The organism is Bradyrhizobium sp. 63_E2_N1_3 (genome assembly GCF_052076005.1).
In the GTDB taxonomy this organism is placed as follows: Bacteria; Pseudomonadota; Alphaproteobacteria; order Rhizobiales; family Xanthobacteraceae; genus Bradyrhizobium; species Bradyrhizobium barranii.
The window spans coordinates 5973660-5997452 of record NZ_CP197235.1; the positions used below are offsets into that span (position 1 = coordinate 5973660).

General features: G+C 62.8%; 23 protein-coding genes and 1 pseudogene. 10 read left to right on the forward strand and 14 right to left on the reverse strand.

The annotated features are described in order from the left end of the window. Positions 1-481 precede the first annotated feature (481 nt). Positions 482-1207 (reverse strand): outer membrane protein, encoded by a 726-nt coding sequence (locus tag AB7531_RS28775; RefSeq protein ID WP_084795206.1) that lies wholly within the window; start codon positions 1205-1207, stop codon positions 482-484. Between the two features lie 65 nt (positions 1208-1272). Next, positions 1273-2895: an outer membrane beta-barrel protein gene (locus AB7531_RS28780; protein ID WP_084795383.1), complete on the reverse strand. Its 1623-nt coding sequence runs from the start codon at positions 2893-2895 to the stop codon at positions 1273-1275. 442 nt (positions 2896-3337) lie between these two features. Between AB7531_RS28780 and AB7531_RS28785 the strand changes: the two genes are divergently transcribed. The 7 genes from AB7531_RS28785 (at position 3338) to AB7531_RS28815 (ending at position 9141) form a co-directional block, all read left to right on the forward strand. Beyond that, the gene (locus tag AB7531_RS28785; protein WP_063984154.1) at positions 3338-3913 is read left to right on the forward strand and encodes a hypothetical protein; all 576 of its coding nucleotides are present in this window, start codon (positions 3338-3340) and stop codon (positions 3911-3913) included. 438 nt (positions 3914-4351) lie between these two features. Beyond that, on the forward strand, positions 4352-5953 hold the full coding sequence (locus tag AB7531_RS28790) for a DUF4118 domain-containing protein (protein ID WP_441280197.1): 1602 nt from the start codon (positions 4352-4354) through the stop codon (positions 5951-5953). After that, on the forward strand, positions 5946-6671 hold the full coding sequence (locus AB7531_RS28795; RefSeq protein WP_063984157.1) for a response regulator: 726 nt from the start codon (positions 5946-5948) through the stop codon (positions 6669-6671). Before AB7531_RS28790 ends, AB7531_RS28795 begins: the two co-directional genes overlap by 8 nt. Next, a complete protein-coding gene (locus AB7531_RS28800) occupies positions 6671-6898 on the forward strand; it encodes a hypothetical protein (RefSeq protein ID WP_187387753.1) in 228 nt (75 codons plus the stop codon). The genes AB7531_RS28795 and AB7531_RS28800 overlap by 1 nt, the downstream gene beginning before the upstream one ends. A gap of 135 nt (positions 6899-7033) precedes the next feature. Continuing rightward, complete coding sequence (locus AB7531_RS28805; RefSeq protein WP_256376419.1) at positions 7034-7156, forward strand: hypothetical protein; 123 nt, start codon at positions 7034-7036, stop codon at positions 7154-7156. Between the two features lie 292 nt (positions 7157-7448). Next, positions 7449-8213: an outer membrane protein gene (locus AB7531_RS28810; RefSeq protein ID WP_187387754.1), complete on the forward strand. Its 765-nt coding sequence runs from the start codon at positions 7449-7451 to the stop codon at positions 8211-8213. Positions 8214-8700: 487 nt separating this feature from the next. Then, positions 8701-9141, forward strand: coding sequence for a hypothetical protein (locus tag AB7531_RS28815; protein ID WP_081369286.1), 441 nt, complete (start codon positions 8701-8703; stop codon positions 9139-9141). A 252-nt stretch (positions 9142-9393) separates the two neighbouring features. Here the strand turns inward: AB7531_RS28815 and AB7531_RS28820 are convergent. The 7 genes and pseudogenes from AB7531_RS28820 to AB7531_RS28850 all read right to left on the reverse strand — a co-directional run. Further along, positions 9394-9543, reverse strand: a pseudogene (locus AB7531_RS28820) (DUF3088 family protein); the annotation flags it as partial. A 28-nt stretch (positions 9544-9571) separates the two neighbouring features. Continuing rightward, on the reverse strand, positions 9572-9892 hold the full coding sequence (locus AB7531_RS28825) for a 4Fe-4S dicluster domain-containing protein (protein WP_063984159.1): 321 nt from the start codon (positions 9890-9892) through the stop codon (positions 9572-9574). Then, on the reverse strand, positions 9889-11517 hold the full coding sequence (locus AB7531_RS28830) for an FAD-dependent oxidoreductase (protein ID WP_063984160.1): 1629 nt from the start codon (positions 11515-11517) through the stop codon (positions 9889-9891). The genes AB7531_RS28825 and AB7531_RS28830 overlap by 4 nt, the downstream gene beginning before the upstream one ends. A gap of 24 nt (positions 11518-11541) precedes the next feature. Further along, positions 11542-12324 carry a MetQ/NlpA family ABC transporter substrate-binding protein gene (locus tag AB7531_RS28835; protein WP_063984161.1) on the reverse strand — a complete coding sequence of 261 codons (783 nt, stop codon included), beginning with the start codon at positions 12322-12324 and terminating at the stop codon, positions 11542-11544. Positions 12325-12365: 41 nt separating this feature from the next. Next, positions 12366-12611: a hypothetical protein gene (locus tag AB7531_RS28840; RefSeq protein WP_063984162.1), complete on the reverse strand. Its 246-nt coding sequence runs from the start codon at positions 12609-12611 to the stop codon at positions 12366-12368. Between the two features lie 29 nt (positions 12612-12640). Continuing rightward, the gene (locus tag AB7531_RS28845; RefSeq protein ID WP_441280198.1) at positions 12641-13438 is read right to left on the reverse strand and encodes a MetQ/NlpA family ABC transporter substrate-binding protein; all 798 of its coding nucleotides are present in this window, start codon (positions 13436-13438) and stop codon (positions 12641-12643) included. Between the two features lie 35 nt (positions 13439-13473). Further along, positions 13474-14793 (reverse strand): O-acetylhomoserine aminocarboxypropyltransferase/cysteine synthase family protein, encoded by a 1320-nt coding sequence (locus AB7531_RS28850; protein ID WP_283018604.1) that lies wholly within the window; start codon positions 14791-14793, stop codon positions 13474-13476. A 249-nt stretch (positions 14794-15042) separates the two neighbouring features. Here AB7531_RS28850 and AB7531_RS28855 point away from each other — a divergent pair, with 249 nt between their 5' ends. Further along, the gene (locus AB7531_RS28855) at positions 15043-16449 is read left to right on the forward strand and encodes an LLM class flavin-dependent oxidoreductase (protein ID WP_063984163.1); all 1407 of its coding nucleotides are present in this window, start codon (positions 15043-15045) and stop codon (positions 16447-16449) included. A gap of 12 nt (positions 16450-16461) precedes the next feature. On the opposite strand, the gene AB7531_RS28860 is transcribed toward AB7531_RS28855, so the two are convergent. Continuing rightward, positions 16462-17316 carry a LysR family transcriptional regulator gene (locus tag AB7531_RS28860; RefSeq protein WP_063984164.1) on the reverse strand — a complete coding sequence of 285 codons (855 nt, stop codon included), beginning with the start codon at positions 17314-17316 and terminating at the stop codon, positions 16462-16464. Between the two features lie 130 nt (positions 17317-17446). Here AB7531_RS28860 and AB7531_RS28865 point away from each other — a divergent pair, with 130 nt between their 5' ends. Both AB7531_RS28865 and AB7531_RS28870 read left to right on the forward strand, forming a co-directional pair. Beyond that, on the forward strand, positions 17447-19069 hold the full coding sequence (locus AB7531_RS28865; RefSeq protein WP_063984165.1) for an MFS transporter: 1623 nt from the start codon (positions 17447-17449) through the stop codon (positions 19067-19069). A 211-nt stretch (positions 19070-19280) separates the two neighbouring features. Beyond that, positions 19281-20246 (forward strand): aliphatic sulfonate ABC transporter substrate-binding protein, encoded by a 966-nt coding sequence (locus tag AB7531_RS28870; protein WP_063984166.1) that lies wholly within the window; start codon positions 19281-19283, stop codon positions 20244-20246. A gap of 8 nt (positions 20247-20254) precedes the next feature. On the opposite strand, the gene AB7531_RS28875 is transcribed toward AB7531_RS28870, so the two are convergent. Genes AB7531_RS28875 through AB7531_RS28890 form a run of 4 tightly spaced genes read right to left on the reverse strand, consistent with a single transcriptional unit; the run spans position 20255 to position 23790 of the window. Further along, positions 20255-21481 (reverse strand): ATP-binding cassette domain-containing protein, encoded by a 1227-nt coding sequence (locus AB7531_RS28875; protein WP_231144540.1) that lies wholly within the window; start codon positions 21479-21481, stop codon positions 20255-20257. Beyond that, entirely contained in the window at positions 21417-21965 is a 549-nt protein-coding gene (locus tag AB7531_RS28880) for an ATP-binding cassette domain-containing protein (RefSeq protein ID WP_231144539.1), read from the reverse strand. The genes AB7531_RS28875 and AB7531_RS28880 overlap by 65 nt, the downstream gene beginning before the upstream one ends. Next, positions 21962-22876: an ABC transporter permease gene (locus AB7531_RS28885; protein ID WP_084795211.1), complete on the reverse strand. Its 915-nt coding sequence runs from the start codon at positions 22874-22876 to the stop codon at positions 21962-21964. The genes AB7531_RS28880 and AB7531_RS28885 overlap by 4 nt, the downstream gene beginning before the upstream one ends. After that, positions 22873-23790 (reverse strand): ABC transporter permease, encoded by a 918-nt coding sequence (locus AB7531_RS28890; RefSeq protein WP_063984167.1) that lies wholly within the window; start codon positions 23788-23790, stop codon positions 22873-22875. The genes AB7531_RS28885 and AB7531_RS28890 overlap by 4 nt, the downstream gene beginning before the upstream one ends. Positions 23791-23793 lie beyond the last annotated feature (3 nt).

Sequence of the window (23793 nt, forward strand, 5' to 3'; positions counted from 1 at the left end):
CTCCTGCGAGGCCTTGGCTTACTCGCCCAAACGGGGCTCAATTCTGAACGCGGCCGCGCCACATCGGAGATCTCGACCCGCGGTAGTACCGCATCGGACCGTGATTGCCGGACATGCCGTCGGCGATCCGCCGTGATGCTCCCAGGCTGTCATGGCGTCGGCAGCGCGTAGCATGGTTCGCTTGCACAGAACTGACAGCACGTCCTGTCAACTTCACACTCGCGGCAACGGAGATCACGATCCGCACGGCGCGTCCGCTCACAGGGCACGCCGTGCCGATCGATCTCATTGGCTCGGCCACATCGGATATTTGGGCCCGCCGTAGTAGCGCATCTGGTGAGTACCCGGCGCATCTGTTGCAGTGGCGCCGAGATCGCTCACGCATCCGGCAAGGCAAGCGCCAAGCCCAACGAGAGCGATCATCGCCGCAACTTTCAGTCTTCGTCTCGAGGCGATCATGCAGTCCCCCTGCCTCCTGGCGTCAATACTTCGCGACCACCGCGTTGCCGCCGAACTTGAAGTCGAGCCCAACCATCACGGTCGAATAGGTGTTCGCCACCGTATACGGCAGCACACCGTTGGTCGGCGCATCGCGATGGAACGTGCCGTAGTCGAAATAGCGATACTCGAACTTTCCGATCAGATTGTTGGTGAACGCATAAGCGATGCCACCGCCGGCGGTCAGGCCGCTCCGTGTGGCCTTGAACGTGTCCACCCCGACACCGGGATTGGTGTTGGTGTGCGTCAGCTCGCCATAAGCCCAACCGCCCGTGAAGAACAGCAACAAGCGGTCGACCGCGATGCCGCCGCGCCCCCGCAGCGTGGCACCCCAGCCCAGCTTTGTCGCGTCGTTCCAGCCGAGCGCGAAATTGTCGTTGCCCTTGATGTCAGCGCCAAAGCCGTCTGCTTCGATACCGACGACGATGTTGCCGCTCTGCCAGTTGGCGCCGATCTCGCCGCCGCCGAAGCCGCCCGTCGATTCGTAGTTCGCCGTGAAGTTGGCGAAGCCAACCGGGCCGGTGGCGTTGTTCACGTTGTGATTGCCGAGCCCCCAGCCGCCGAAGACGCCGACGTAGAAGCCGGACCAGTCATAGGCCGGCGCGGCGACTGGCGGAGCCTTGCCGTAGATCGGCAGATCGGCGCCAAGCGCCGGCGACATCGCCGTCAATGCGCCCAATGCAACCGTTGTGAGAAGACTCTTTTTCATTGTTAGCCCCTGTCGAATGTCTCTTCCGAAGCGGGTGGCGCTCGCGGCGCCACCCGTCCGCAGAATCAGAAGTGGATGATGATGTCCGCCGAACCGATGACGGCCGTCTTCTTGTTCGGGGGAATGCCGAAGTTGGCGTTACCGTTGAACGCCGGCGCGTCCAGCGCGTGATACACCGACACTTCGGGCCGGATCTCGATCTGCGGCGAGAACCAGTGCTGCCAGCCGATCCCGGTCTCGACGTAGCGCGTCTTCACGCCGGTACGCTGTCCCTGCTTGTCGTCGAACCACTCGAGACGATAGGAGATGTTGTCCATCTTCGTCGGGCTGTAGTTCACGTAGGTCAGGAAGGTCTGGACCGACGCCGTGCACGAGAGCTGGGTTGCGTTGCCGCAATGCGCGCCGAACGGTGCGTTCCAGGGCATGACGTCGAGCGAGAACGGTGTACCGCTGGCCACGAGCGCGACCGAGGCCGGATTGTCGAGGTTGAGCACGTTGTTCTGGTGCTCGTTGTAGGTCTCGAACGAGATGTGCCACTGATCGTTGAACTTGTGATAATAGGTCAACCCGTACCACTGGAGATTGTTGTAGCCCCAGGTGCCGTTGTTGATGCCGTTGGCGATCACGTAGACGCCGTCATTGCCGCTATCGGTGACGTAGCGGACGGCCGCGCTGAAGGTGGGCTGCGCGCCGGGATCTTTCAGCATGGTGCTGTCCGGGAACAGCGGATTGGGATTCGGATTGGCGATCTTGGCGCCGACATGCCACGGCATTGCTTCGGTGCCGACCGAGAAGCCTCCCTGGATCATCCAGTTCTTGTTCAGCGCGAGCGAGGCGTTGATGCCGGTGTTCGTATAGTTGTCGAACGTATACGTCATCGAATGCGTATACATGTAGTTGTTCGGCGCGAGCTGCGCCTCGATGTCCGGGATCGAGATGTAGCGGCCGAACCTCAGCAGAAGGCCGTCGGCCAGATAGGGAATGAAGACCTCGCCATAGGCCATCGGCATGTCATAGCCGTAGTTCCTGTTCTGCTGAAGGAGCTGATTGCTCCACAAGCCGTAAGCCGTGGTGTAGCGATAGTTCTCGCCATAGATCGGCGCGATGCGGAAGCCCCAGTCGATGTGGTCCTTCTGGACTGTGTCGGGCAGCCGCTCGATATAGACCACGGCCTGATCGAGCTGAACCGTGTTCGGATTGTAGTCGTATGCCGCCGGCGAATTGCCGCCGCGGACGGTGTTGTTGCTGAGGTTGCCGCCGGCGTTGACCCAGCCATAGACCTGAATGTGCGCGTCGTTCATCCACTGCCCGACGGCCGTGTTGCTCATCGCGTTCATCAGCGGGCTGTCGACCGAGTTCGGACGCGTGACGCCGATTGCGGTCGCACCGCCATAGGGCCATTCGGTGAACGGCATCGGCGGAATGCTCTGCGGTGTCGCAGGCCAACCGTCGCGGCGCGACGCCGCCGCCTTCGGATCGGACGGCGCGGCCTCATGGCCCCATTCGAGCCGATAGTAGTTGATGAAGCGGGTCATGAAGTCCTGACCCAGATAGGAGTCCATGCACGCATAGTTCTTGTAGGGATCGCAGAACGTCTTCCCCACGGGCGGAAGCGTGTCCGCTGCATTGGCGGCGCCGCCAATCCCGATCGCGACCAGCGATACGCCCGCCAAAAGATAGTTTCTCATCATATTGCCCCAAGCTGTTGGACCGACGCCTTCCAGGCGCTCTTTCGGTTTGGTTAAGCTTCAGGTGCAATCTTTCGTGAGGCGGGCAAAAAAAAGCGATGCGGTTTCCGGCGCGCGTTCGTTAAAATAAAATAGCGCGAGGCGCCTCGCGGGCATCATTTGCATTCGTAAGCATCAGATGCTCACCGCGCTTGCTCAAATCGTCAGCGAAAAAGTGGTCTTTTGCCGTTAGAACGATGATGCAGCGCAAACGTTCGCTTCGAGCTGTGTCATTTTCGTCATAGTGCGCGACGCGCTGTGCTCGACTTACTCGCAACCAAGCGCCGCTTGCTTCCCGCAGCTAGTATTTTGCTACGCATGTGCGCCAGATTGTCGATCGAAGATATATGCCTGGACTCGCTAAGCTCGCTACGTAGGCAAATTTGCTTCGCGAGGTTTGATCATGGAAGCCGTGACTTGTGCAGCGCGCGCCAGCGACAACACAACAGCGGGCGGTGTCGCGTTCGACCTCGGCTTCCTGCCGAAGAACCTGACGCGGCAATGTTGCAGCCTGATCGAATCGTATCACGAGGTTCACGGCTTCGCCTCGTTGCCCAATATGCTTTGGCACTTTCGCTTGGGCCCGCTGATCGAACGGCACACTGAGCTTCGCCGAATCCTGCGCCGCGCCTCGACGACCCGCAGCTCGAAGAAGGCCAATGACGGCTTCGTGCAGATCGCGACCACGATTCTCTCGCTAGAGATTCTGGCGAGCAGCTTCGCCGGATGGAGCGCGATCTATCCGGTCGCCGGCGAGACCGCGCGTGACGTCCTGAAACAGAGTGCGCACGGGCCGCATATGCCGCTGATGGACTTCTATCTCTATCCGCCCAAGCAGATCAGCGCCGCAGCGGTCGCGGCCCTTGCGCTGCCTCAGACCCGCTCGGCCGACGAAGCCGGCCTTTACCGGGCATCTAGGCCGGAGCTTCTCGGCGAGAAGCGCGCCCTGCAATATGCGAGCCTGGTCCGGCAGGCATAAGACGCCTCACAGCCACGAATCGCGGCGTTGCCCTGAGGCCCGGTACAATCGTTGAGGGAATCAGAACCCGACTTCGCCTGACGCGGAGTCCGGATCGAACTTTTTCCGTAGAACTACGGAGGCTGCGGCTATTTCTTTTTTATGTTGGACCACTCCCAACATCATAGATTTTCTACGTCGATCTGGAACATCGTTCCTTCGCCGGGTAGTTGACGACATCGAAGAGTCTGCATCACGACATTGAACGGGTTCGGGTGCGCGCCGTTGGTCGACGCATGCCGATAGCAATCGAATTTCCGAACATTGTCCGATCGGGTCTTGTTTGACCATTGATCCCGTTGCGGCCGACGCGGCCGGAGCTGGACCTTTCGATGTCGCCGTCGGCAAGGGCAAGTACGTACTTTGATTCTTCATCCACCTCTGGGCCGCATGTTTTCGATGACGAGCGTGCGGCAGACCGATTCCAAATTGCCATCCTCGGGGATACCGGCCCTGGATGAGGTCGCGTCGCTGCGTCTCGTCGTGTGGCGCAACGTGATCCCGGTGTTGCTGTCGGTTCTGAGCATCGGACTGGTCACCACCGCGCTGTTCGCACTCAGCACGACCTTGGCGTCAAGCCTGGTCCCGATCGCCTACCTCGTTCCAGTCATGTATGCTGCGACTCGATGGGGCGTCTGGCCGGCAATGACGGCATCGATCACGGGCACGGCAGCCGCGGATTTCTTCTTCTTCGAACCTCTTTACAGCTTTCGCGTTGACAACCCGCAGGAGGCGGTCGATCTCCTGCTGTTCCTGATCGTTGCGCTGGTCAGCAGCAATCTGGCCTCGCGGCTGCGCAAGGAAACGGACACGTTGCGACAGCGCGAGAAGGAGATGCACGCGCTCTATGACTTCTCGCGTCGCCTCGCCTCCTGCTTTACGGTCGCGGACTTGATTTCCGCCATCCGTCAACATTTCGAGGGCGCCTTCGGCCACGCGGCAACTTTGTTCGTGACGACCGCGGACGGGCATTTCGAACCCCCTGAGTCGCGCTTCGCACCACTTTCAGTGCAGGCAACTGCGGCAGCGATGAATTCCGGAGCGGGTCCAGGGTTGCAGACCATCGTCGACGAGCAGCGCGGCGAGATCTGGCTGCTCAGGGCGATCTCGTCAGATTCCGCTATTCACGGCGTGATCGCGGTCAATATCGGTCTGGGTTCCCAGCCAGCGATTGAACGGCGGACTCGACGGATCCAATCAATCCTCGACGAGACCGCGCTGACGCTGCAGCGCCTCGACATCGGCAAGGTGATGGAGAGCGCGCGATTGCGCCTGCAGGCGCAAATGTTACGCGACGCCTTCCATGGAACACTGTCGCACGAGCTTTGCACGCCGCTCGCGGCGATCCAGGGTTCGGCGAGCGTGCTGGAGACCATTCCAGCCATACGTGGAGACGCGCGCATAAGAACGCTGGTCGAGGCGATCTCTGACGAGGCGAGCCATCTCGACGGCTATATCAGCAACCTGCTCAGCGCGACTCGCGTCACCGCGGGCGGACTGAGCCCGCGCCGCGAATGGGCGGACCCGAGGGATATCGTCAACGGCGCCATCACGCGCCGCGCGCGACGGCTTTCGGCGCATCGGATAGAGGCGAATTTCACAGATGATCTTCCGCTGCTCCACGTCGACTCGGGCCTGGTGGAGGAGGCTTGCGGGCAGATCCTGGAGAACGCCGCGAAATATTCGCCGTCCGGTTCGACGATCACCGTGGACGTGCGTTGCGAGCCCCATCGCGTGCACGTCGTCGTGTCCGATCAGGGCGTTGGTATCACCGCCGATGAACAGCAAAAGCTTGGGCAGCGATCCTTTCGAAGCGCGCGACATCAGGCGTCGGTGCCGGGGTCGGGCCTCGGCTTCTGGATCGCCTCGACCTTCATCCAGGCCAATGAGGGCATGATCACGGTTCATAGCCGCGGCCAAGGACAGGGAACAACGGTATCGATCTCCCTGCCCGCGCTCGAGCCATCCACCTCCGAACCGATCGCGCTGACAGATGAGTAAGCCGGCAAACATCGTTCTCCTGATCGACGACGAACCGAAGATCAGGCGCTTCCTCCGCGCCGGCTTCGAGCTCACCAGCTTCGCCGTGCTCGAGGCCGAAAACGCCACCGAGGCATTGAAGCTCGCGACCTTCAGTTCACCTGACCTCATCGTTCTCGATCTGGCGCTACCCGATCTTCACGGCGCGGAGGTGCTGGAGCGGATCCGTGCGTGGTCCAACGTGCCGATCATCATCCTTTCCGTCGCTGCCGGCGAGGACGAGAAGGTACGTCTGCTCCAGGCCGGCGCCGACGATTACGTCGTCAAGCCGTTTGGCATGGCCGAACTGCTGGCGCGAAGCGAGGCCGCCTTGCGGCGGTACTTCAAGTCGGCGACGGAAAATCCAGTCGTGGTCGCAGGCCCGCTGTCGGTCGATCTCGTGACCCGTACGGTCTCGCTGAACAACAACCTGGTTCGCCTGACGCGCAAGGAATATCGGCTGCTTCACGTTCTCGCCATGCATGTCGGCCTCGTCGTCACCCACGATCAGCTCCTGAAGGATATCTGGAACGGCAATCAGCGCGACAACATCCAGTACCTTCGGATCCTCGTGCGCAAGCTTCGCCAGAAGATCGAGGCCGACCCCAACCAGCCACGTCTCCTGGTGACCGAGTCGGGTGTCGGCTATCGCCTTCAGAACCGTCTGGACGCCGCGCCGGTGGCGGCACGGGTGAGTTGATGCTTCGCCCTTCTCCAAGACGATCCTTTTACGTCGTCGTGTCCTGGTCCGGCGATGCATGTCAGGATTGGTCCTGGGAAATCCGGCGCAAGCGCAGGCCGATGGGCATCAGGCTTCGTGAAGCCGGGTTTCGCTCGCACCGGGCCGCGCACGAGGCCGGACGCATCGCGCTCGAAGATCTCCTCAACGGACTGGTCATCGAGCGCGCCTCGCGATCCGCGCTCTGACCAGGGCTGCCCCATACCTTGCGCCGCCCGCGAGTGCTGGCATGCCTGCGCACGACGCGCAGAACACCCATCGTATAAAAATAATATATTTCCATTCCCGAACCGCGTAGCTTGCCCAACAAAAGGGCGAGTGCCGTGGACTTCCTCATTCAAACATTTAGCGTTTTTGGCATCGACGCCCAGTACTGGATGCTTGCGGGCGCGGCCGTTGTCGCAATCTTCATCATCTTCGCCTGGCGAACGCGCGACAGGGATTGACGGGATTGCGCACCGGACCATCGGCACAAACACAGTGATACAATCTCAGGCGACCTTCGACGTATCGCGCGGCCATGTCCGGCGTCTCAATTTACCGAAACCACTCCGCGAGTCCGGAAGCTATTTTTCCTTAATTCTTTTCGGCATTTTGCGATGTCGCGAGCGTACAACGCGCGCGCAAAAAGCGACCTCTGCACGCTCAAGCAGCCCTTTCGGCATCGCGGAATCCGTGCGCTGTCCCTAACATCATCTCCGAAGATGAATTGGCCTCATGGCCATGCAGGGGGCTCGAATGTACGGACGATTGAAATCTCTTGTTGTCGCAAGTGTGCTGATCGGGCTCGGCGCGGCGAGCGCCGCAGTCGCTGCCGATCTGCCATTGAAGGCGCGGCCAATGGCTGCCGCTCCGCTCTACAACTGGACCGGCTGCTACCTCGGCGCCAATGTCGGTGGCGGCTGGACACGGCTGAATACGGCCCGCGCGCTCGACGTCGGCGGCGTGGCTGCACCGAACGACTACGGCCGCGAGAAGGACAGCGGCGTGATCGGCGGCGGCCAGGTCGGTTGCGATTTCCAGACCGGCAATCTGGTGTTCGGCGTCGGCGGCAGCTTCGATTTCGGCAATATCAAGGGCAGCCACGCCTTGACCGACTTCCCCGCCTTCTCCGAAGCGAACAACCTGAAAGAGATCTACACCGCGACCGGCCGCATCGGCTATCTCTGGACGCCGCAATTCCTCGGCTATCTCAAGGGCGGTGCGGCCTTCATTCGGGAACGCAACCAGGTCTTTGCGCCCGGTGGCGCGCTGATCGAGTCCGCAAGCTTCATGCAGCCCGGCATGACCATCGGTATCGGCGCCGAATGGATGTTCGCGCCGAACTGGTCGGTCTTCGCCGAGTATAACTACATGTCGTTCCTCGACGACAGCGCGCGGGCGTTCACACTGGCTGGCGGCGGCGCGGGTGAAGTCATCAACGTCCAGCAGCGTGCCTCGACCGCGCTGGTCGGCGTCAACTACAAATTCCATTGGGATGCCCCTGTCGTCGCCAAATACTGAAGTCTCTCGGCAAACCTCCAACCACTCGAGCCCCGGCACGTCCGGGGCTCCTTTTTTGAGCGAGGCTCCGGTTCAGGCCAGCCCTCCAATTGTCCGATCTGTGCAACGCCACCAGGGATGGGGAAGTCTCATGGGTTTGCGCTCTTGGCTTCTCATCCTGGTGACGGCCGCCTTCGCGGCACATCATTCTTCATGCCTTGGATCGCCAGATCGACGCCGGCATCCATCGCCTGTCGGAGGCAACGATCAACCATCCTGGTGCAGGCAGCAGTGCGGAGCCCGACCTGAGATCGGTGACGGCACGAAGCGCCTACATGCGCAACGAACGTTGAACGCACCTCAACCTCGTCCCGATCCTATGCCGTTCCTATGAGATAAGCCTGCCTGTCCCCTCGAAATCATACTGGCCGCGAACGATATTGGTCGCGCCATTCAGGGCAAATTCTCGTTCCAGTGCGCCCGCGCACCTACTGTAAGGAGTATCTTCGTGCTCCACCCCGCTCCCTTCACCGATCGCGACCAGGTGGTCGAGACCATGATCTCGCTCACCCATCTGTCGAATCTCAATCGCGCGATCGTCGCGGGCCGTGGTAGCGCCGAACTCTATCAGGCGCTGCGCCAGCGCGGCTTCACCCGAATTGGACTGCCCTCCATCTTCTTGCGTAAGCCGGCCTTTTCCGTCGGCCTCATCACCGTGCAAGACATGTTCAGTGAGTTCGAGATGGCGCTGTCCCAGATCGCACCATCTCTCGGCACGACCGCTGCAATCGCGGTGCTGATCAAGTCGAACGAGGCGGGCTTCGCGCTCAAGGTCCGCAAGAAGCTCGAACAGCTCGGCTTCCGAATCGAGGCCGGGGTCAGATGCCGTCAGGGCTTCGTCATGTCCGCCTATCGGCAGGATTCTGCCCAGATGAAACGGGCGGCCTGAAACGCGGAGCTGCGGCTGAGTGCGTCTATATGAGTTTCCTATGCGGCGACGCCGCAGGCGCTCTCGCTTTCCTACATCCCGCACGTCATCATGCTGCAGCAGGCACGTTGCGGCGAACGATCGCGATGTATTGGGAGCTTCATGACGTCGCCCTACTACCTCGCCATGGCCGCTCTGTTGGGCCTGGTGACAACGTCCTCCTCCCTGATCGGCGCCGCGATCGGACTTCACGCTCCCTTTTCAAAGCGTCCCCAGGCGCTGCACCTCAATCTGTGTTGCCAGCCCTGGAAACGACGCCAGCAACCCCGCAATCGCATTGCAGTGCGAGCAGACGAAGAAGCGGCCCGGCTGCCCGGGATCCTCAAATCCGGGCTTCAACAGGAACAGGCGATCTCCAGTCATGTCCGTTCTCCCGAAGTCGACGTAAACTTCAATGGCCGAACAGCCGGTAGCTCCGATCCGCATCGCGCAAGTGCCGGCTCTCATTGGTCCAGCCTACTGCACGCCGATAGCTGCCGAGCACTGCGGCTTCCTTCAACGCGGCGACGTCGACCTGTTGCGGCGCGTCGGCGAATGGCGAGACGAACAGCGCGTCCTCGGGGCAGTAGAGCTCGCACAGGAAGCAGGTTTGGCAATCGCTCTGGCGCGCGATCCTCGGAATGTCGTCGGTCTTGTCGAAGACATTGGTGGGGCACACGTTGACGCAGATGTCGCACGCCGTGCAGCGCTCGGCATCGATGACCTCGATCATTCCGCGGCCTCCGCGTACTGAGAGGAACGCAGCGGGCGCGCCGAGGTCCAGACGTCGTCGAGCCCTCCGGTCGTCACGTAGTGGCGATAGCGGTCGTCCTGCTCGGGATAGTCGTCGCGGCGATGCATACCCCGGCTCTCCTGACGCGCCAGCGCGCTCCGATACATCCAGCGCGCCGTTGCGAGCATGGCCGTGGCCTCGCGTGCGCGAAGCAGATCCTGCTCGTCTGACGCGCCGGCATTCGATGCCTCAGACCAGAAGCCGTCCAGACGCCATAACGCCTCGCTGAGCCGCCCGGCTTCGCGGAAATAGTTCAGCTCGTACGGAAACACCTCGTCCTGAACGTTCCGGGCGAGCTTGTCAGCCTGAAGCGGTCGCCCACTGCCGGAGCGAAGCGCAACGCTGCCGCGCCGAAATGCCTGACGCCCGCTTGTGGTACCCAGCTGTCGCGCGAATTCGGCGGCGCCCTGACCGGCCCAATACCCCGACGACATTGCCCAGGCCGCATTGTGGCTACCGCCCCCGGTGAAACCACCGCAGATCAGCTCGCGGGTTGCCGCGTCGCCCGCAGCGTAGAGGCCGGGAACGGTAGTCGCGCAGCTGTCGTCGACGATCCGCAGGCCACCCGTGCCGCGGACGGTCCCCTCGAGGCGAAGCGTGATCGGAAAACGCTGCGTGAACGGATCGAGGCCGGTCCGGTCGAACGGCAGGAAGAAGTTCGGCTGAGATACCCTCATATGCCGCTGGGTCTCGGCGTCGGCCTCGTCGAGCCGGGCGTACACCGGGCCCTTGCACAACGCCCGAGCAATAATCGACCGGCCGCCCTTGGATGACGCCCCTGGGATCACACTGCCTTCCTCGTCGGTGAAGCTCGACCAGCTGTAGAACAGGGTCTTGGTCACTGAGCCGAATGCCGGCGAGATAGCATAGGCGTTGGAGAACTCTATGCTGGTGAATTCCGCGCCGGCCTCGGCTGCCAGGAGATAGCCATCGCCGGTCAGAACGTTCGAGCCCAACGTCTTGCTAAGGAAGGCGCATCCGCCGGTGGCGATCACCACAGCCTTCGCATTGACCACCCAACGGTCGCCTTTCTGCCGTCGCAGGCCTGCGGCGCCGGCCACCACGCCGTTCTCATCCACCAAGAGCTCGAGCGCCGGCGAGTGATCCAGAATGGTGACGCCGGCTTGCTTCGTTCGCTTGCGCATCAGCCGCATGTATTCCGGACCCTGGAGTGAATTCCGCTGCGGCTTGCCGTCGTCATCCGAAGGATAAGGATAGCCCCAATCGGCGAGCTGGTTGCTCTGGGCGTAGGTCCGGTCCAGCACGCGCGCCATCCAGCGACGGTCCTGGAGGTGGCCACCGAGTTTCTCACGGCTGGCCATCGCGGCCTCGCGGCGCTCCGGAGCGGGGTCGACGTACCAGACACCGGTGCCGGCCGCCGCGGTCGCGCCTGAGGTGCCGCAAAACCCCTTGTCCGCCAGCACGACGCGCGCACCACGCTCGGCGGCACTTATTGCGGCCCATGTGCCCGCGGGACCGCCACCGAGCACCAGCACATCCGCATCGAACACGACGGATCCTGCCGAACTCGATAGCTTCTCGGCACGGCCAGGTGGGTTTGTCATCGCTCGTCTCCGGATTGAATCTGTTCAGAACGCGGGTATCTGACCCGGCAGTTTGTCCTTGATGGTCTGGCGGACCGTATCGTTCTGATAGGCACGCACCAGCTTCGCGACCCAGGGAGCATCCTTGTCCTTCTCGCGAACGGCGATGAAGTTGCTGTAGGGATTGTTGACCGAGGATTCGATTGCGATGGATTCCTTGCCGGGAATGAGGCCGGCGGGGACGGCGTAATTGGTGTTGATGACCGCAGCATCGACGTCGTCCAGGCTGCGCGGCAGTTGGGCGGCGTCGATTTCACGGATCCTGAGCTTCTTTGGATTTGCGGTCACATCGAGCGCGGTCGGCAGGATCCCCACGCCGTCCTTGAGCTCGATCAGCTTTTCGGCCTGAAGCAGCCGCAGGGCCCGGCCACCGTTCGACGGATCGTTGGGGATGCCGATCGACGCCCCCTCCTTGATCTCGGCAACCGACTTCGCCTTGCGGGAATAGAGCCCGATCGGTGCGACGATCGTCTCGCCGACGGCGACGATCTTGTATCCCCTGGTCTTGATCTGGTTGTCCAGGAACGGCTTGTGCTGGAAGGCATTCGCATCGAGATCGCCGACATCCAGCGCGGCATTGGGCAACAGATAATCGTTGAAGACGACGACCTGCACATCGAGGCCGTCCTTGGCCGCGATCTCCTTCACCTTCGCCCAGATGATTTCGGCATCGCCGCCCGATATCCCGACCTTGATCTTCTGATCCGCGAAGGCCGGCGCGGTGAATAGTGCAAAGGCGGCCATCACGAGCAACAAGCGACGTCTCATGGTCTACGATCTCCTTATCGAGCGATAATCTGTTCCGACGTCTAACCGACGCGGGCAACCAGGACGTCCGCCGTGGCATCCGCGAACTCAGACGACATGTCGTTGAAGAGAGCAAGTTCCTGAACCGTCGCAGCACGCGGACGATGGTTCGAACCCTTGGAGCCTTGAAGGAAGAAACGATCCATAGCCTGCACAAACCCCGGCGAGCCTGCAATCTCCGATGCGTGCCTCTCACTTCCCGCCACGAAGGCAAAGCTCATCTGATTGACGTCGACGACATAGATCACGGTGCAGTTTCCCAACGGACGGCGCTCTCCTAGCTGCTGAACCCCGCCGGGATGAAGGCCGGGATCTTCTCCTCGATGAACTGCTTCACTTCCGGCGAGTTGAACACCTGGATAAATGCCTTCAGGCGCGGATCGTCCTTCTTGTCGGGCCGGGCCGTGAAGCGCAGCACGAGCCCGTCATCAACGGTGCGGTCGACGATGAGCGCAGATTTGGAATCCCCGCCGGCCGGAATGAGGTAGGTGATGTTGACGAGCGCCAACGTTACGTCGTCGAGCGACCGATAGGTTTGGGCGGGGTCGAGCTCGACGATCTTGAGGTTCTTTGGATTCTCGATGATGTCGAACTTGCTGACCGAGAAGCCCTTACCGGGCGCCAGCTTGATCAGCCCGGCCCGCTCGAGCAGGATCAGCCCGCGTGCGCCGTTGAGCGGCTCGTTCGGAATGGCGACGCTGTCGCCGGACTTGATGTCGTCGAGCTTCTTGATCTTCTTCGAGAACAGGCCGACCGGCGCAATGACGCCGACCTTGTCGACCTGCACAAGGTTGAAGCCGCGTTGCCTATTCTGAAGCGCGAGATAGGTTGCATGCTGGAACAGATTGGCGTCGACATCGCCGCTGTTCACGACCTCGTTCAATGCCACCCAGTCCGACAGCTCGACGATCTTGACGTCCTGCCCTTTCTCCTTGGCGAGCTTGGCGGCAAAGGACGCCAATTGCCCAACCGGGCCGGCGCTGGTCGCGATCTTCAGCGGCTCGCCGGCGAAGGCGGCCGCCGTGAGAGCAAGCCAGAGACCTGCGGCCTGGGCGGTGCGACGAAGAATTTTCATGATCTCAAGTCCCATTACGATTCAGATGATGTGCCTTACGCAGCCTTGCGCGCCCCAACGTCGGCCTGTGCGAGCGCCTGACCGAGATCCGCCAAGATGTCGTCGGGATGCTCGATCCCCACCGACAGGCGTACGTAGCCGGGCGTGACCCCGGCGGCGAGCTGCTCGGCTGCGGTCAGTTGCTGATGCGTCGTCGATGCAGGATGAATGGCTAACGACCTGGCATCGCCGATATTGGCGACGTGATAGAACAGCTTGAGCGCGTCGACGAAGCGACGGCCGGCCTCGACGCCCCCCTTCAGCTCGAAGCCGACCAGCCCGCCATAGCCGCCCTTCAGATAGGCGTCCGCCCTGCGCCGGTTCTCTCCGTTTTGCAGACCGGGGAAGATCACGTTCGAGACCGAGGCGTGCTTGGCGAGGAAGTTCGCGACCTTCACCGCATTCTCGTTGTGCTGGCGGATGCGCAGCGGCAGGGTTTCGAGGCCCTGGATGAACTGGAAGGCATTTTGCGGCGCGATCGATGCGCCGAGGTCGCGCAGCAGCTTGACGCGGGCTCGCAAGATGTAGGCGATCGGGCCAAGCGGCTTCGCGGCCTCAGTCCAGATCGCGCCGTGGTAGGCCTCGTCGGGCTTGTTCAGAAGCGGAAAGCGATCGGCATGCGCGGCCCAGTCGAAGTTGCCGCCGTCGACGATGGCGCCACCGATCGCGGTGCCGTGGCCTCCGATATACTTCGTGGTCGAATAGACCACCACCGCAGCGCCATGCTCAAACGGGCGTGCGATCAGCGGCGACGCCGTGTTGTCGAGGATCAGCGGCACGCCAAGCGAGCGGCCAATGTCCGCGACCTCCTTGATCGGGAATACGTGTAGCTTGGGATTCGGAAGCGTCTCGCCGAAATAAGCGCGCGTCTTGGCGTCGGTCGCGCGACGGAAGTTTTCGGGATCGGCGGGATCGACAAAGCGCACTTCGATGCCGAACTGCTTCAGGGTCTGCGATAGCAGCGTCCAGGTGCCGCCGTAGAGAGCGGTCGAGGACACGATATTGTCGCCGGCCTGGGCAATGTTGAAGATCGCGAAGGCGGAAGCCGTCTGTCCAGAGGCAACTGCGAGGGCGGCCGCCCCACCCTCGAGTGCAGCAAGCCGATCCTCAAAGGCCTGCTGGGTTGGATTGCCGATACGGGTGTAGATCGGTCCGAGCTGCTCGAGCGCGAACAGGCGCGAGGCGTGATCGGCATTCTCGAACTGGAACGACGTGGTCTGATAGATCGGAACCGCGACCGCGCCGGTGGCGGGGTCGGAGCGGTAGGATCCGCCATGCAACGCCAGCGTCTCGAAGTTCCGGGTCTCCAAGGTCATCTGCAATCCCTTTCGATCTCGAGAGCGCGCCATGCGCGGCAAGCCGTGCTTGTCGACGAAAATGATGCGGTCGGATTCTGCTGCTGTCGAGCGTGTCTGAAAAATAGCGATGCGCGTGCTGCGTCATTGCAGCTTCGCAACGCGTTTGTTCCCGGTCCTTCACCGAATTGGAAACAAACTCGCTCGTGCAAAATGTTAAAAATGCTCACGCGAACAGATGTTCTTTGCGATTGACGATTGGGCCCGACCATGACGAGACCGCGCGAGCTGCGCTTTAACGCTTTCAACATGACTGCGCCCAGCCACAATTGGGCGGGCCTGTGGTCTCATCCGCGCGATGCGTCCATCGACTACAACACGCTCGATTATTGGGTCGACTACGCCAGGACCGCGGAACGCGGACTTCTCGATGGCATCTTCCTGGCAGATGTGTTCGGCGTTTACGACGTCTATGGCGGCACGGCCGATACCGCCGCCCTGCATGCGGTGCAGCTTCCGAACGCGGATCCGACGCTGCTCGTATCCGCCATGGCGCTCGTCACCAGCAATCTCGGCTTCGGCATCACATCGAACCTGACCTTCGAGCATCCCTATCAACTCGCGCGTACGTTTTCGACGCTCGACCATCTCACCAAGGGCAGGATCGGTTGGAACATCGTCACGGGCTATCTCGACAGCGGCGCGCGTGGGATGGGCCTTCCGGCTGGTCGCGCCCATGACGAGCGCTATGACGCGGCCGAGGACTTTCTGACCGCGGCTTACAAGCTATGGGAGGGAAGCTGGGAGGACGATGCGGTTCGCCGCGACCGCGGCAGCCGCGTCTTCACGGATCCCGCCAAGCTCCACCGGGTTCTGCATGATGGTCCCTACTTCAAGGTCGACGGCATCCATCTCGCCGAGCCCTCGCCGCAGCGAACGCCGTTGCTGTATCAGGCCGGCACCTCGAAGCGCGGCCGCGCCTTCGCCGCCCGGCACTCGGAAGCGATCTTTCTCAACGGTCAGACCAAGCCAATCCTCGCACGCGCTGTCCACGAGATTCGAGAAGCGGCCAAGACCTATGGCCGCGATCCCTACGACATCCGCCTGTTTGCCGGCGCGACCGTGATCGTGGCGCCGACGCGGTCTGAGGCGAATGATCTGCTCGAAGACTACGCACGGCATGTCGATCAAACCGGCCAGCTCGCCTTGTTGTCGGGCTGGACCGGCATCGACTTCTCGACCTACCGGCCCGACCAGCCGATCAAATATGTCGAGAGCAACGCCATCCAGTCGATGGTCGAGAATTTCACGGTCCGGAGCGACCGGCCGGTCAATGTCGGCGACCTCGCCAGATTGAGCCGCGCCGGCGCCCGCTCGCCCTTCGTGGTCGGCTCGCCGCAGGACGTCGCCGACGAGCTGATCGCTTGGGCTGACGAGACCGACGTCGACGGGTTCAACCTGTTCCGCCTGGTCGCGCCGGAGTCGCTGAACGCCTTCGTCGACCTCGTGGTGCCGGAGCTGCAATCGCGCGGCGTCTACAAGACCGCCTATCGCGACGGCACGCTACGCGAAAAGCTGTTCCCGGGACGCGGCCCGCGGTTGCACACGACACATCCTGGCGCGAGCTTCCGGCGCGCGCCTTCGACGACTGCGCTCCAATCCGACGCCGCCGAATAGCAAGGACGGAGCTCACGCCTGCGTGCGATGCTCGCGGAACGCGGCTGCCAGCGCCCCCAAGGCGGCCCGTGACCGCCGATCGGTCAAGGACGAATGAAGCACGACCTCGGACGGCGGCAGCTTGGGAAGCCCAAGCTTCTCGCCGATGTCGATCGTGCCACTCGGCGCGATCCGATACGACAGCGGCGCGATGGCGAGCCCCGCCACGACGGCGGCGTGAACCGCCGAAGAGCCGCCTCCCAGGAACACCTCGATCCATTTGATGCCGACCGTATCCAGCGCCTGCGTGGCTACGTTGCGCACGCCGCAGGTCGGAGCCAGCGCAGCCAGACGTAAGGGCTCTCCCGGCCTGTGCTCGAACCCCTGCGCCGCAAACCAGCCGAAGCGCTCACGCGCCAGCGTCTCGCCATCACGACGATCGTCCTCGCGCTGGACGATGGCCGCATCGAGCCGTCCCTGGTCGAACAGGTCGAGGAGGTTGCGCGAATTGTCGAGCTGGACCTCGATGGTCAAATTCGGATCGTGCGCGTGGAGACGTGACAGCAGGGCTGGGACTTCCGGCCCGGCGATATGCGCAGCGATACCAAGTCCGAAGTGACGCGGAGACGCATTGAGCCCCGCGATCGCGCGTTCGTGAGCAACGATCAGCTCCCGCGCGCCCTGCAGAAAAGCCGTCCCTTGCGCAGACAACCGGACCGATCGCGGCGTCCGCTCGAGCAACCGATGCCCGATGCGATCCTCGAGCCGCTTCAGCTTGACGCTGATCGCGCCTTGCGTCGTCCCCAACGCCTTGGCGGCGCGCGTGAAGCTGTGAAGGTCGGCCACCATCACAAAGGCTCTGACGGCATCGACATCGAGCGAGAGCATTCCATCATCCGGCTTTGTTGTCTCTGAAATCTATATCGATCGGATTTTGCTGTGGTCAAGGGCCCCCTATGTTCGCTCAGCCTGACGCGGGCCTAAGCGCACGGGACGCCAATCCCTCCCGGAGCGAGCGATGGCGCATGCGTGCTGGCAATCGACACCATGTTTGGAGGTCACAGCCTTGACGGTCTTATCATCACGACGAAACACGATCGCCCTTGCCGCAGCGTGCCTCGCGTCCCTCATGTTCGGCCTGGAGATATCCAGCGTACCGACGATCCTGCCGACGCTCGAGACGGTGCTGCACGCCAGCTTCCAGCAGCTGCAATGGATCATGAATGCCTACACCATCGCGGTCACGACGGTGCTGATGGCAACCGGCACGCTGGCAGATCGCTATGGCAGAAAGCTTGTATTCGTGGTCAGCATCGCCGTGTTCGGCCTCGCCTCCCTGATCTGCGGCCTGGTGGAAGACGCGCTCCTCCTCATCGTCAGCCGCTTCTTCCAGGGCATGAGCGGTGGTGCGATGCTGATCTGTCAGGTCGCGGTTCTCTCCCATCAATTCCGGGAAGGCCCCGAGCGCGCACGCGCCTTCGCCGCCTGGGGGATCATCTTCGGCATCGGTCTTGGTTTCGGACCGATCATCGGCGCGACGATCGTCGCGGTCTCCGGCTGGCAATGGGTGTTCCTGATCCACGCATTCATCGCAATCGTCACGATCGCGCTCGCCGTGACCGGCGTGCGGGAGTCGCGCGATCCCGAGGCAAAGCACCTCGACATCGCAGGCATTGCGACGCTCTCGACGTCGGTGTTCTGCGTCGCCTTCTATATCACGGAAGGCCCCGACTTCGGCTTCACTGGCCCAACCGGCCTTACGGTCGCCGCGACGGCCGTTCTGAGCTTCATCGCCTTCGTGTTAGCGGAGTTGCATAGCGCCCGCCCGATGTTCGACTTCTCCGTGTTCCGGATACGCGCCTTTTCGGGCGCGCTGCTCGGATCGGCCGGCATGAATTTCAGCTTCTGGCCCTTCATGATCTACCTACCGATCTTCTATCGCAGCGCCCTTGGTTACGACAACGTCGCAGCTGGCCTTGCGCTTCTCACTTACACGCTTCCGACGCTTGTGATTCCGCCGCTCGGCGAACGGATATTGCTGAGGTTCGGCGGCGGCATCGCCATTCCGGTTGGCCTGTTCGTCATCGGACTTGGCTTCATGCTGATGTGGGCCGGTAGCGGCGTTGAGCATGTTACCTGGTTGACACTGGCGCCAGGATGCCTGCTTGCGGGGGCTGGCCTTGCTCTCACCAACACACCGGTGACCAACGTCACGACGGGAGCGGTGTCGAGCACGCGAGCCGGCATGGCATCGGGCATCGACATGAGCGCCCGCATGATCGCGCTCGCCATCAACATCGCCTTGATGGGCTTCATCCTGATCGCCGGCATTTCCTCCCGGCTGAGCAGCGCGCTTCCCGGTGCGCTCGATGCCAGCCATCTGCAACACCTTGCGGAGCGGATCGCCGGCGGCACCGCAGGCATGTCCGACTTCCCCGAGCTGAGCCTCCTGCCGGCAGCGGAAACTGCCGTGCAAAATGCGCTGATCCACGGCTTCAGGCTGATGATGCTCTATGGCGGACTGTCCGTCTGGATCATGGCGCTGGTAAGCTTCGCGATTTCCGGCGAGAGCTACGCCGCACGGAAGCGCTCCGCGCAGAACAGCGATGAGCCAAGCTGTGTTCCCCGCTCATCGCCCTGATCGGATGCGTCCAGGCAGTGCGCTACGACAACATCCTTTCCGCGCCGATAACTCCATTCTCAATTCCGGACGCACGAGAGAATGTTCGTTCCCTTCTGCGCCCGACTGCGAAATTGCCACGCGGACCCGTTTGCCGGCAAAGTGAGCCGTCCAGTCTCCCCCAAACAGAGCTCGAGACGGCAAGGCAGTTTCGTTGAACAGGATACCCGAAATGCATCATCTCACGTTCCGCCTGCGAGCCCTTGCCGCGGTTGCGCTCGGCCTCTTGGCCGTGGCGTCCGTTCAGCCCGCGAGGTCCGAGGAGATCCGCATCGGCTATCAAAAATCCTCGACACTAACGGCGATCCTGAAGACGAACGGGGAGCTGGAGAAGGCCCTCGCGCCGCTCGGCGTCACCATCTCCTGGCACGAATTCAGCAGCGGCCTGCCGCTGCTGGAAGCCATCAACATCGGCAGCATCGATTTCGGCGCGGACGTCGCCGACACCGTGCCGATCTTCGCGCAGGCCGCCGGCGCCAAGCTCGCCTATGTCGCGGAAGAAGCCGCCTCGCCGGCAGCGCAAGCGATCGTCGTTCCACAGTCTTCAACTATCAAGACCATTGCTGAGCTCAAGGGCAAGAAGATCGCCGTCACCAAGGGCGCCGGCAGCCACTATCTGCTGCTTGCGGCGCTGGCGAAATCCGGGCTCAACTTCAAGGACATCACGCCCGCTTATCTGACACCCGCCGACGGCCGCGCTGCGTTCGTTAGCAACAACGTCGATGCCTGGGTGGCCTGGGATCCGTTCCTGACCAGCGCCTTGCACCAGACAAAGGGCCGCATCCTGACGGACGGCAGCAACGGTCTCGCGAGCTACAAGCGCTACTATCTCGCTTCGGCCGCGTATGCGGACAAGCACGCCGAGGTGCTCAACGTGATCTTCGCAAAACTCTCCCAGACGGGAAAATGGGTCAAGGCCCAGCCGAAGGACGCGGCCACATTGCTCGCCGGGCTCTGGGGTATCGACGCCGCGACCGTCGAAGAGGCCAACAGCCACCGTTCCTATCAGGTGGGCGCGGTGACCGGCCCGGGCCTGTCCGAGCAGCAGCGCATTGCGGACGCGTTCCACGCCGAGGGCCTGATCCCCGTGAAGATCGATACCACGGCGATCAAGATCTGGGCGCCGAAGGGGTCCTGACTTCCAGCTTAGGCCGCGCTCAAGCCACGCTGGATGTCCGGCACGGATGCCAGCAGGCTCCTTGTGTAGGCGTGCTGCGGTTGCCTGAGCACGGCCTCGGCGCCACCCTGCTCGACGATGCGGCCGTTCTGGAAGACCAGCACGCGGTCGCACAGATGCTCGATGACGCCGAGATCATGCGAGATGAACAGCAGCGCCGTTCCGAGCCGCGATTGGAGCTCGGCCAGGAGATCGAGCACCTGGGCCTGGATGCAGATGTCGAGCGCCGAGACCGGCTCGTCGCAGACGATGATGGCGGGTTCAGCCGCTAGCGCCCGCGCGATCGACACCCGCTGACGCTGGCCGCCGGACAATGATCGCGGCACCCGATCGAGATGATCGGCACTCAGGCCGACCAGTTCGAGCAGCGACACGATCCGGTCCAGGCGCGCCATGCGGCTATCGGCGCCCGGAAGATTTTCCGCAATGATGTTCCTGACGCGATAGCGCGGATCGAAGCTGCTAAGTGCGTCCTGCGGGATGTATTGCAGCTTGCGACGAAGCCGGCGGCGCCCGGCTTCCGCGACCGAGGACCAGGGCTCTCCGAGCAATGTTACCTCACCGTCATCCGGGTGAAGCAGCCCGAGCACGATCTTGGCACAGGTGGATTTTCCCGAGCCGGATTCGCCGACGATGCCGACGACCTCGGCGGCCCTGACATCGAAGCTGATGTCCTGCAGGACCACCGACTTCGCCCGTCCGGCGGCTTTCGGCGCAATGAAACTCTTCGAGATCTCCTTGACTTCGAGCACGACCTCGCCTGCCGCCTGTCGCTGCGGCAAGGGCTCCCGCACGATGGAGACCGCCGTCGCATCACCCGCACCGGGCTCGAACCTCGCCGACGCGAGCCTGGACCCGCGCGACCGCCCCGACGGAACCGCCGCGATCAACTGCCGCGTATAGGGATGGCGCGGATGGGTAAGGACATCGCGAGTCGGCCCGCTGTCGACCACCCTGCCGTCACGCATCACGATGACACGGTCGGCGATGCCGGCGACCACCGCGAGATCGTGACTGATGAGCAGGAGACCCGCCCCCTCCCGGATTCGCTCCGCCAAGACCTGGAGCACCTGCGCCTGGACGGTGACGTCGAGCGAGGTCGTCGGCTCGTCCGCGATAATGAGATCGGGGTCAGCCGCGATCGCCGACGCGATCAGCGCACGCTGGCGCAGGCCTACCGGACAATTGATGCGCATATTGCAGGGCACGATCAGCGGGGTTGGGAATGCCGACCTTGCCGAGCGTCTGCAGCGTCCGATCCCGGATAGCGCCTGCATCGGTCAGAATGCGATGGCTCGAAATGACCTCGGCAACCTCCTGGCCGATCGTGCGCAAGGGATCGAGCGAGACCAGAGCATCCTGCATGACGAGCCCGGTCACGGTCCCGCGCAGCTTGCGCCAGTCGGCTTCGCCGAAGCTGCGAGCGTCGCGTCCCTTGATCTCGAACCGGTGCGCGGCGGTCTTCGCACCGTCGCCGGCGAGATTGAGCAGGCTTCGCGCGGTGATGCTCTTGCCCGAGCCGGATTCACCGACCAGGGCAACGCATTCGCCGGGCCCGATCGTCAGATCGAAATCAACAACGATCGGCTTGCCACCATTGGCGCCGGCAAAGCCGATGCTCAGTCCCTGCACCTCGACGATCGGCGCTGCCAGATCTATCTGCGAACCTACGCTGCTCATGCGAGCCGCCCTTCAAATCTCTGTTGTAGGTGATTGCCGATCACGCTGAAGGCGATCACCGTCGCGGTGATGGCGAGGCCCGGGAAGACTCCAGGCCACCAGGCGACGCGCAGCACATCCCGGCTCTCCGCCAGCATCACGCCCCATTCCGGCGTCGGCGGCTGCGGTCCGAGCCCGAGGAAGCTCAGGCCGGATACGATCAGGATCGTCGAGCCGATATAGACGGTGGCGATGATCGGGATGGCAACAAGGACGTTGGGCAGGACGTGCCGGATGAACACTTGGCAGCGGCTCAACCCGTAGATCGCGGCCTGCGTCACGTAATCGGCATCGCGTATCAGCTGGGTCTGCGCCCGCACCACGCGACCAAATTTCGGGATGCCGGCGATGCCGACCGCGATGGCGATGTTGAGCATGCCTTGGCCGAGGAAGGTCACGATCAGCATGGCGAGCAGCACGCCGGGAAATGACGACAGCATATCGAACAGGCGCGACACGGCCTCATCCAGAATGCGATTGCGCTGGCCCGCGATGATGCCGAGGACAATGCCCGATCCGAGTCCGACCGCAACACCGCCGAACCCGATCAGGAGCGAGTAGCGCGTGCCGAAGACGGTCCGCGCGAAGACGTCGCGGCCGAGCCGATCGGTCCCGAACAGATGCGCCCAGCCCGGCGGCTTCAGGCCCTCGCTGAAATCGCCGACGAGCGGATCGAAGTGCGTGAACAGCGAAGGCGCGATCGACGCCGCGATCAGGAACGCGACGAAGACGAAGGACAGGACGAGCCCGAACGGCAGACGGCGCCGAACAGCGATTGCAGCCAGAGAATGTGACGCCTCAAAGCCAACGAGGTCTTGCGGGGCCTCGAGCGGTACGGCCGTGTCGAAGGAGCGATGCGACGGCGCGGTCATTGGGCCCTCAATCTCGGGTCGATCAGCACATAGAGGATGTCGAGCAGCGTGGACGCGGCGACGTGGATGAAGGCTGCGAGCAGCACGACGGTGAGCACGACCGGCACGTCGTGGGTCAGCACCGCGCCCAACGTTACCGTGCCGAGGCCTGGCCGGCCGAACACCTTCTCGGTGATGACCGCACCGCCGAGCAGGCCGCCGATCAGCCAACCGCCTAGCGTCACCGCCGGCAAAAGAGCGTGCCGCAACACGTGACGCCAGCGAATGACGAGTTCGCCGACGCCGCGCGACCGCACGGTCGTCACGAAGGGCTGGTCGAGCGTCTTCTCCATGGCTTCACGCAGAACCTGCGTCAGCAGGCCGGCGGTCGGCAATGCCAGGGTGATCGCCGGCAGCACGAGGGAATTCCACCCCTCCGCGCCCGATACTGGAAACCAGCGCAGATTGAACGAGAATGCCATCAGCAGGAGGATGCCGAGCCAGAAGACGGGCGTCGAGGCGAACACCAGTTCGACGAACGAGGCCAGCTCGCGCGAGAACCGCCCTCGCCCCGCAGTCAGCAGCGCGATAAAGCCGGCAATCACGATCGCAAGCACGCCGGCCGTGAGCGCGAGCTCGACGGTCGGCAGAAGCTGCGATCCGACGACCTCGATCACCGGCTGGCGTAGCACATAGGACGTGCCGAAATCGCCGCGGAGGATGCGCGACAAGAACTCGACGTACTGCTCGGGCAACGAGCGATCTAGGCCCCATTCGGCTGCGATCGCCTCACGGAGGCCGGGATATTCGACGTCACCGGCGAGGATGTCCTGAATGCGGCCGGGCAGCGCATGCAACGCGAGAAACGTTGCTGTCACGCTCGCCCAGGCCACCACCAGGCTGGTGAACAGCCTGGAGACGATGCGGGACCACATGGC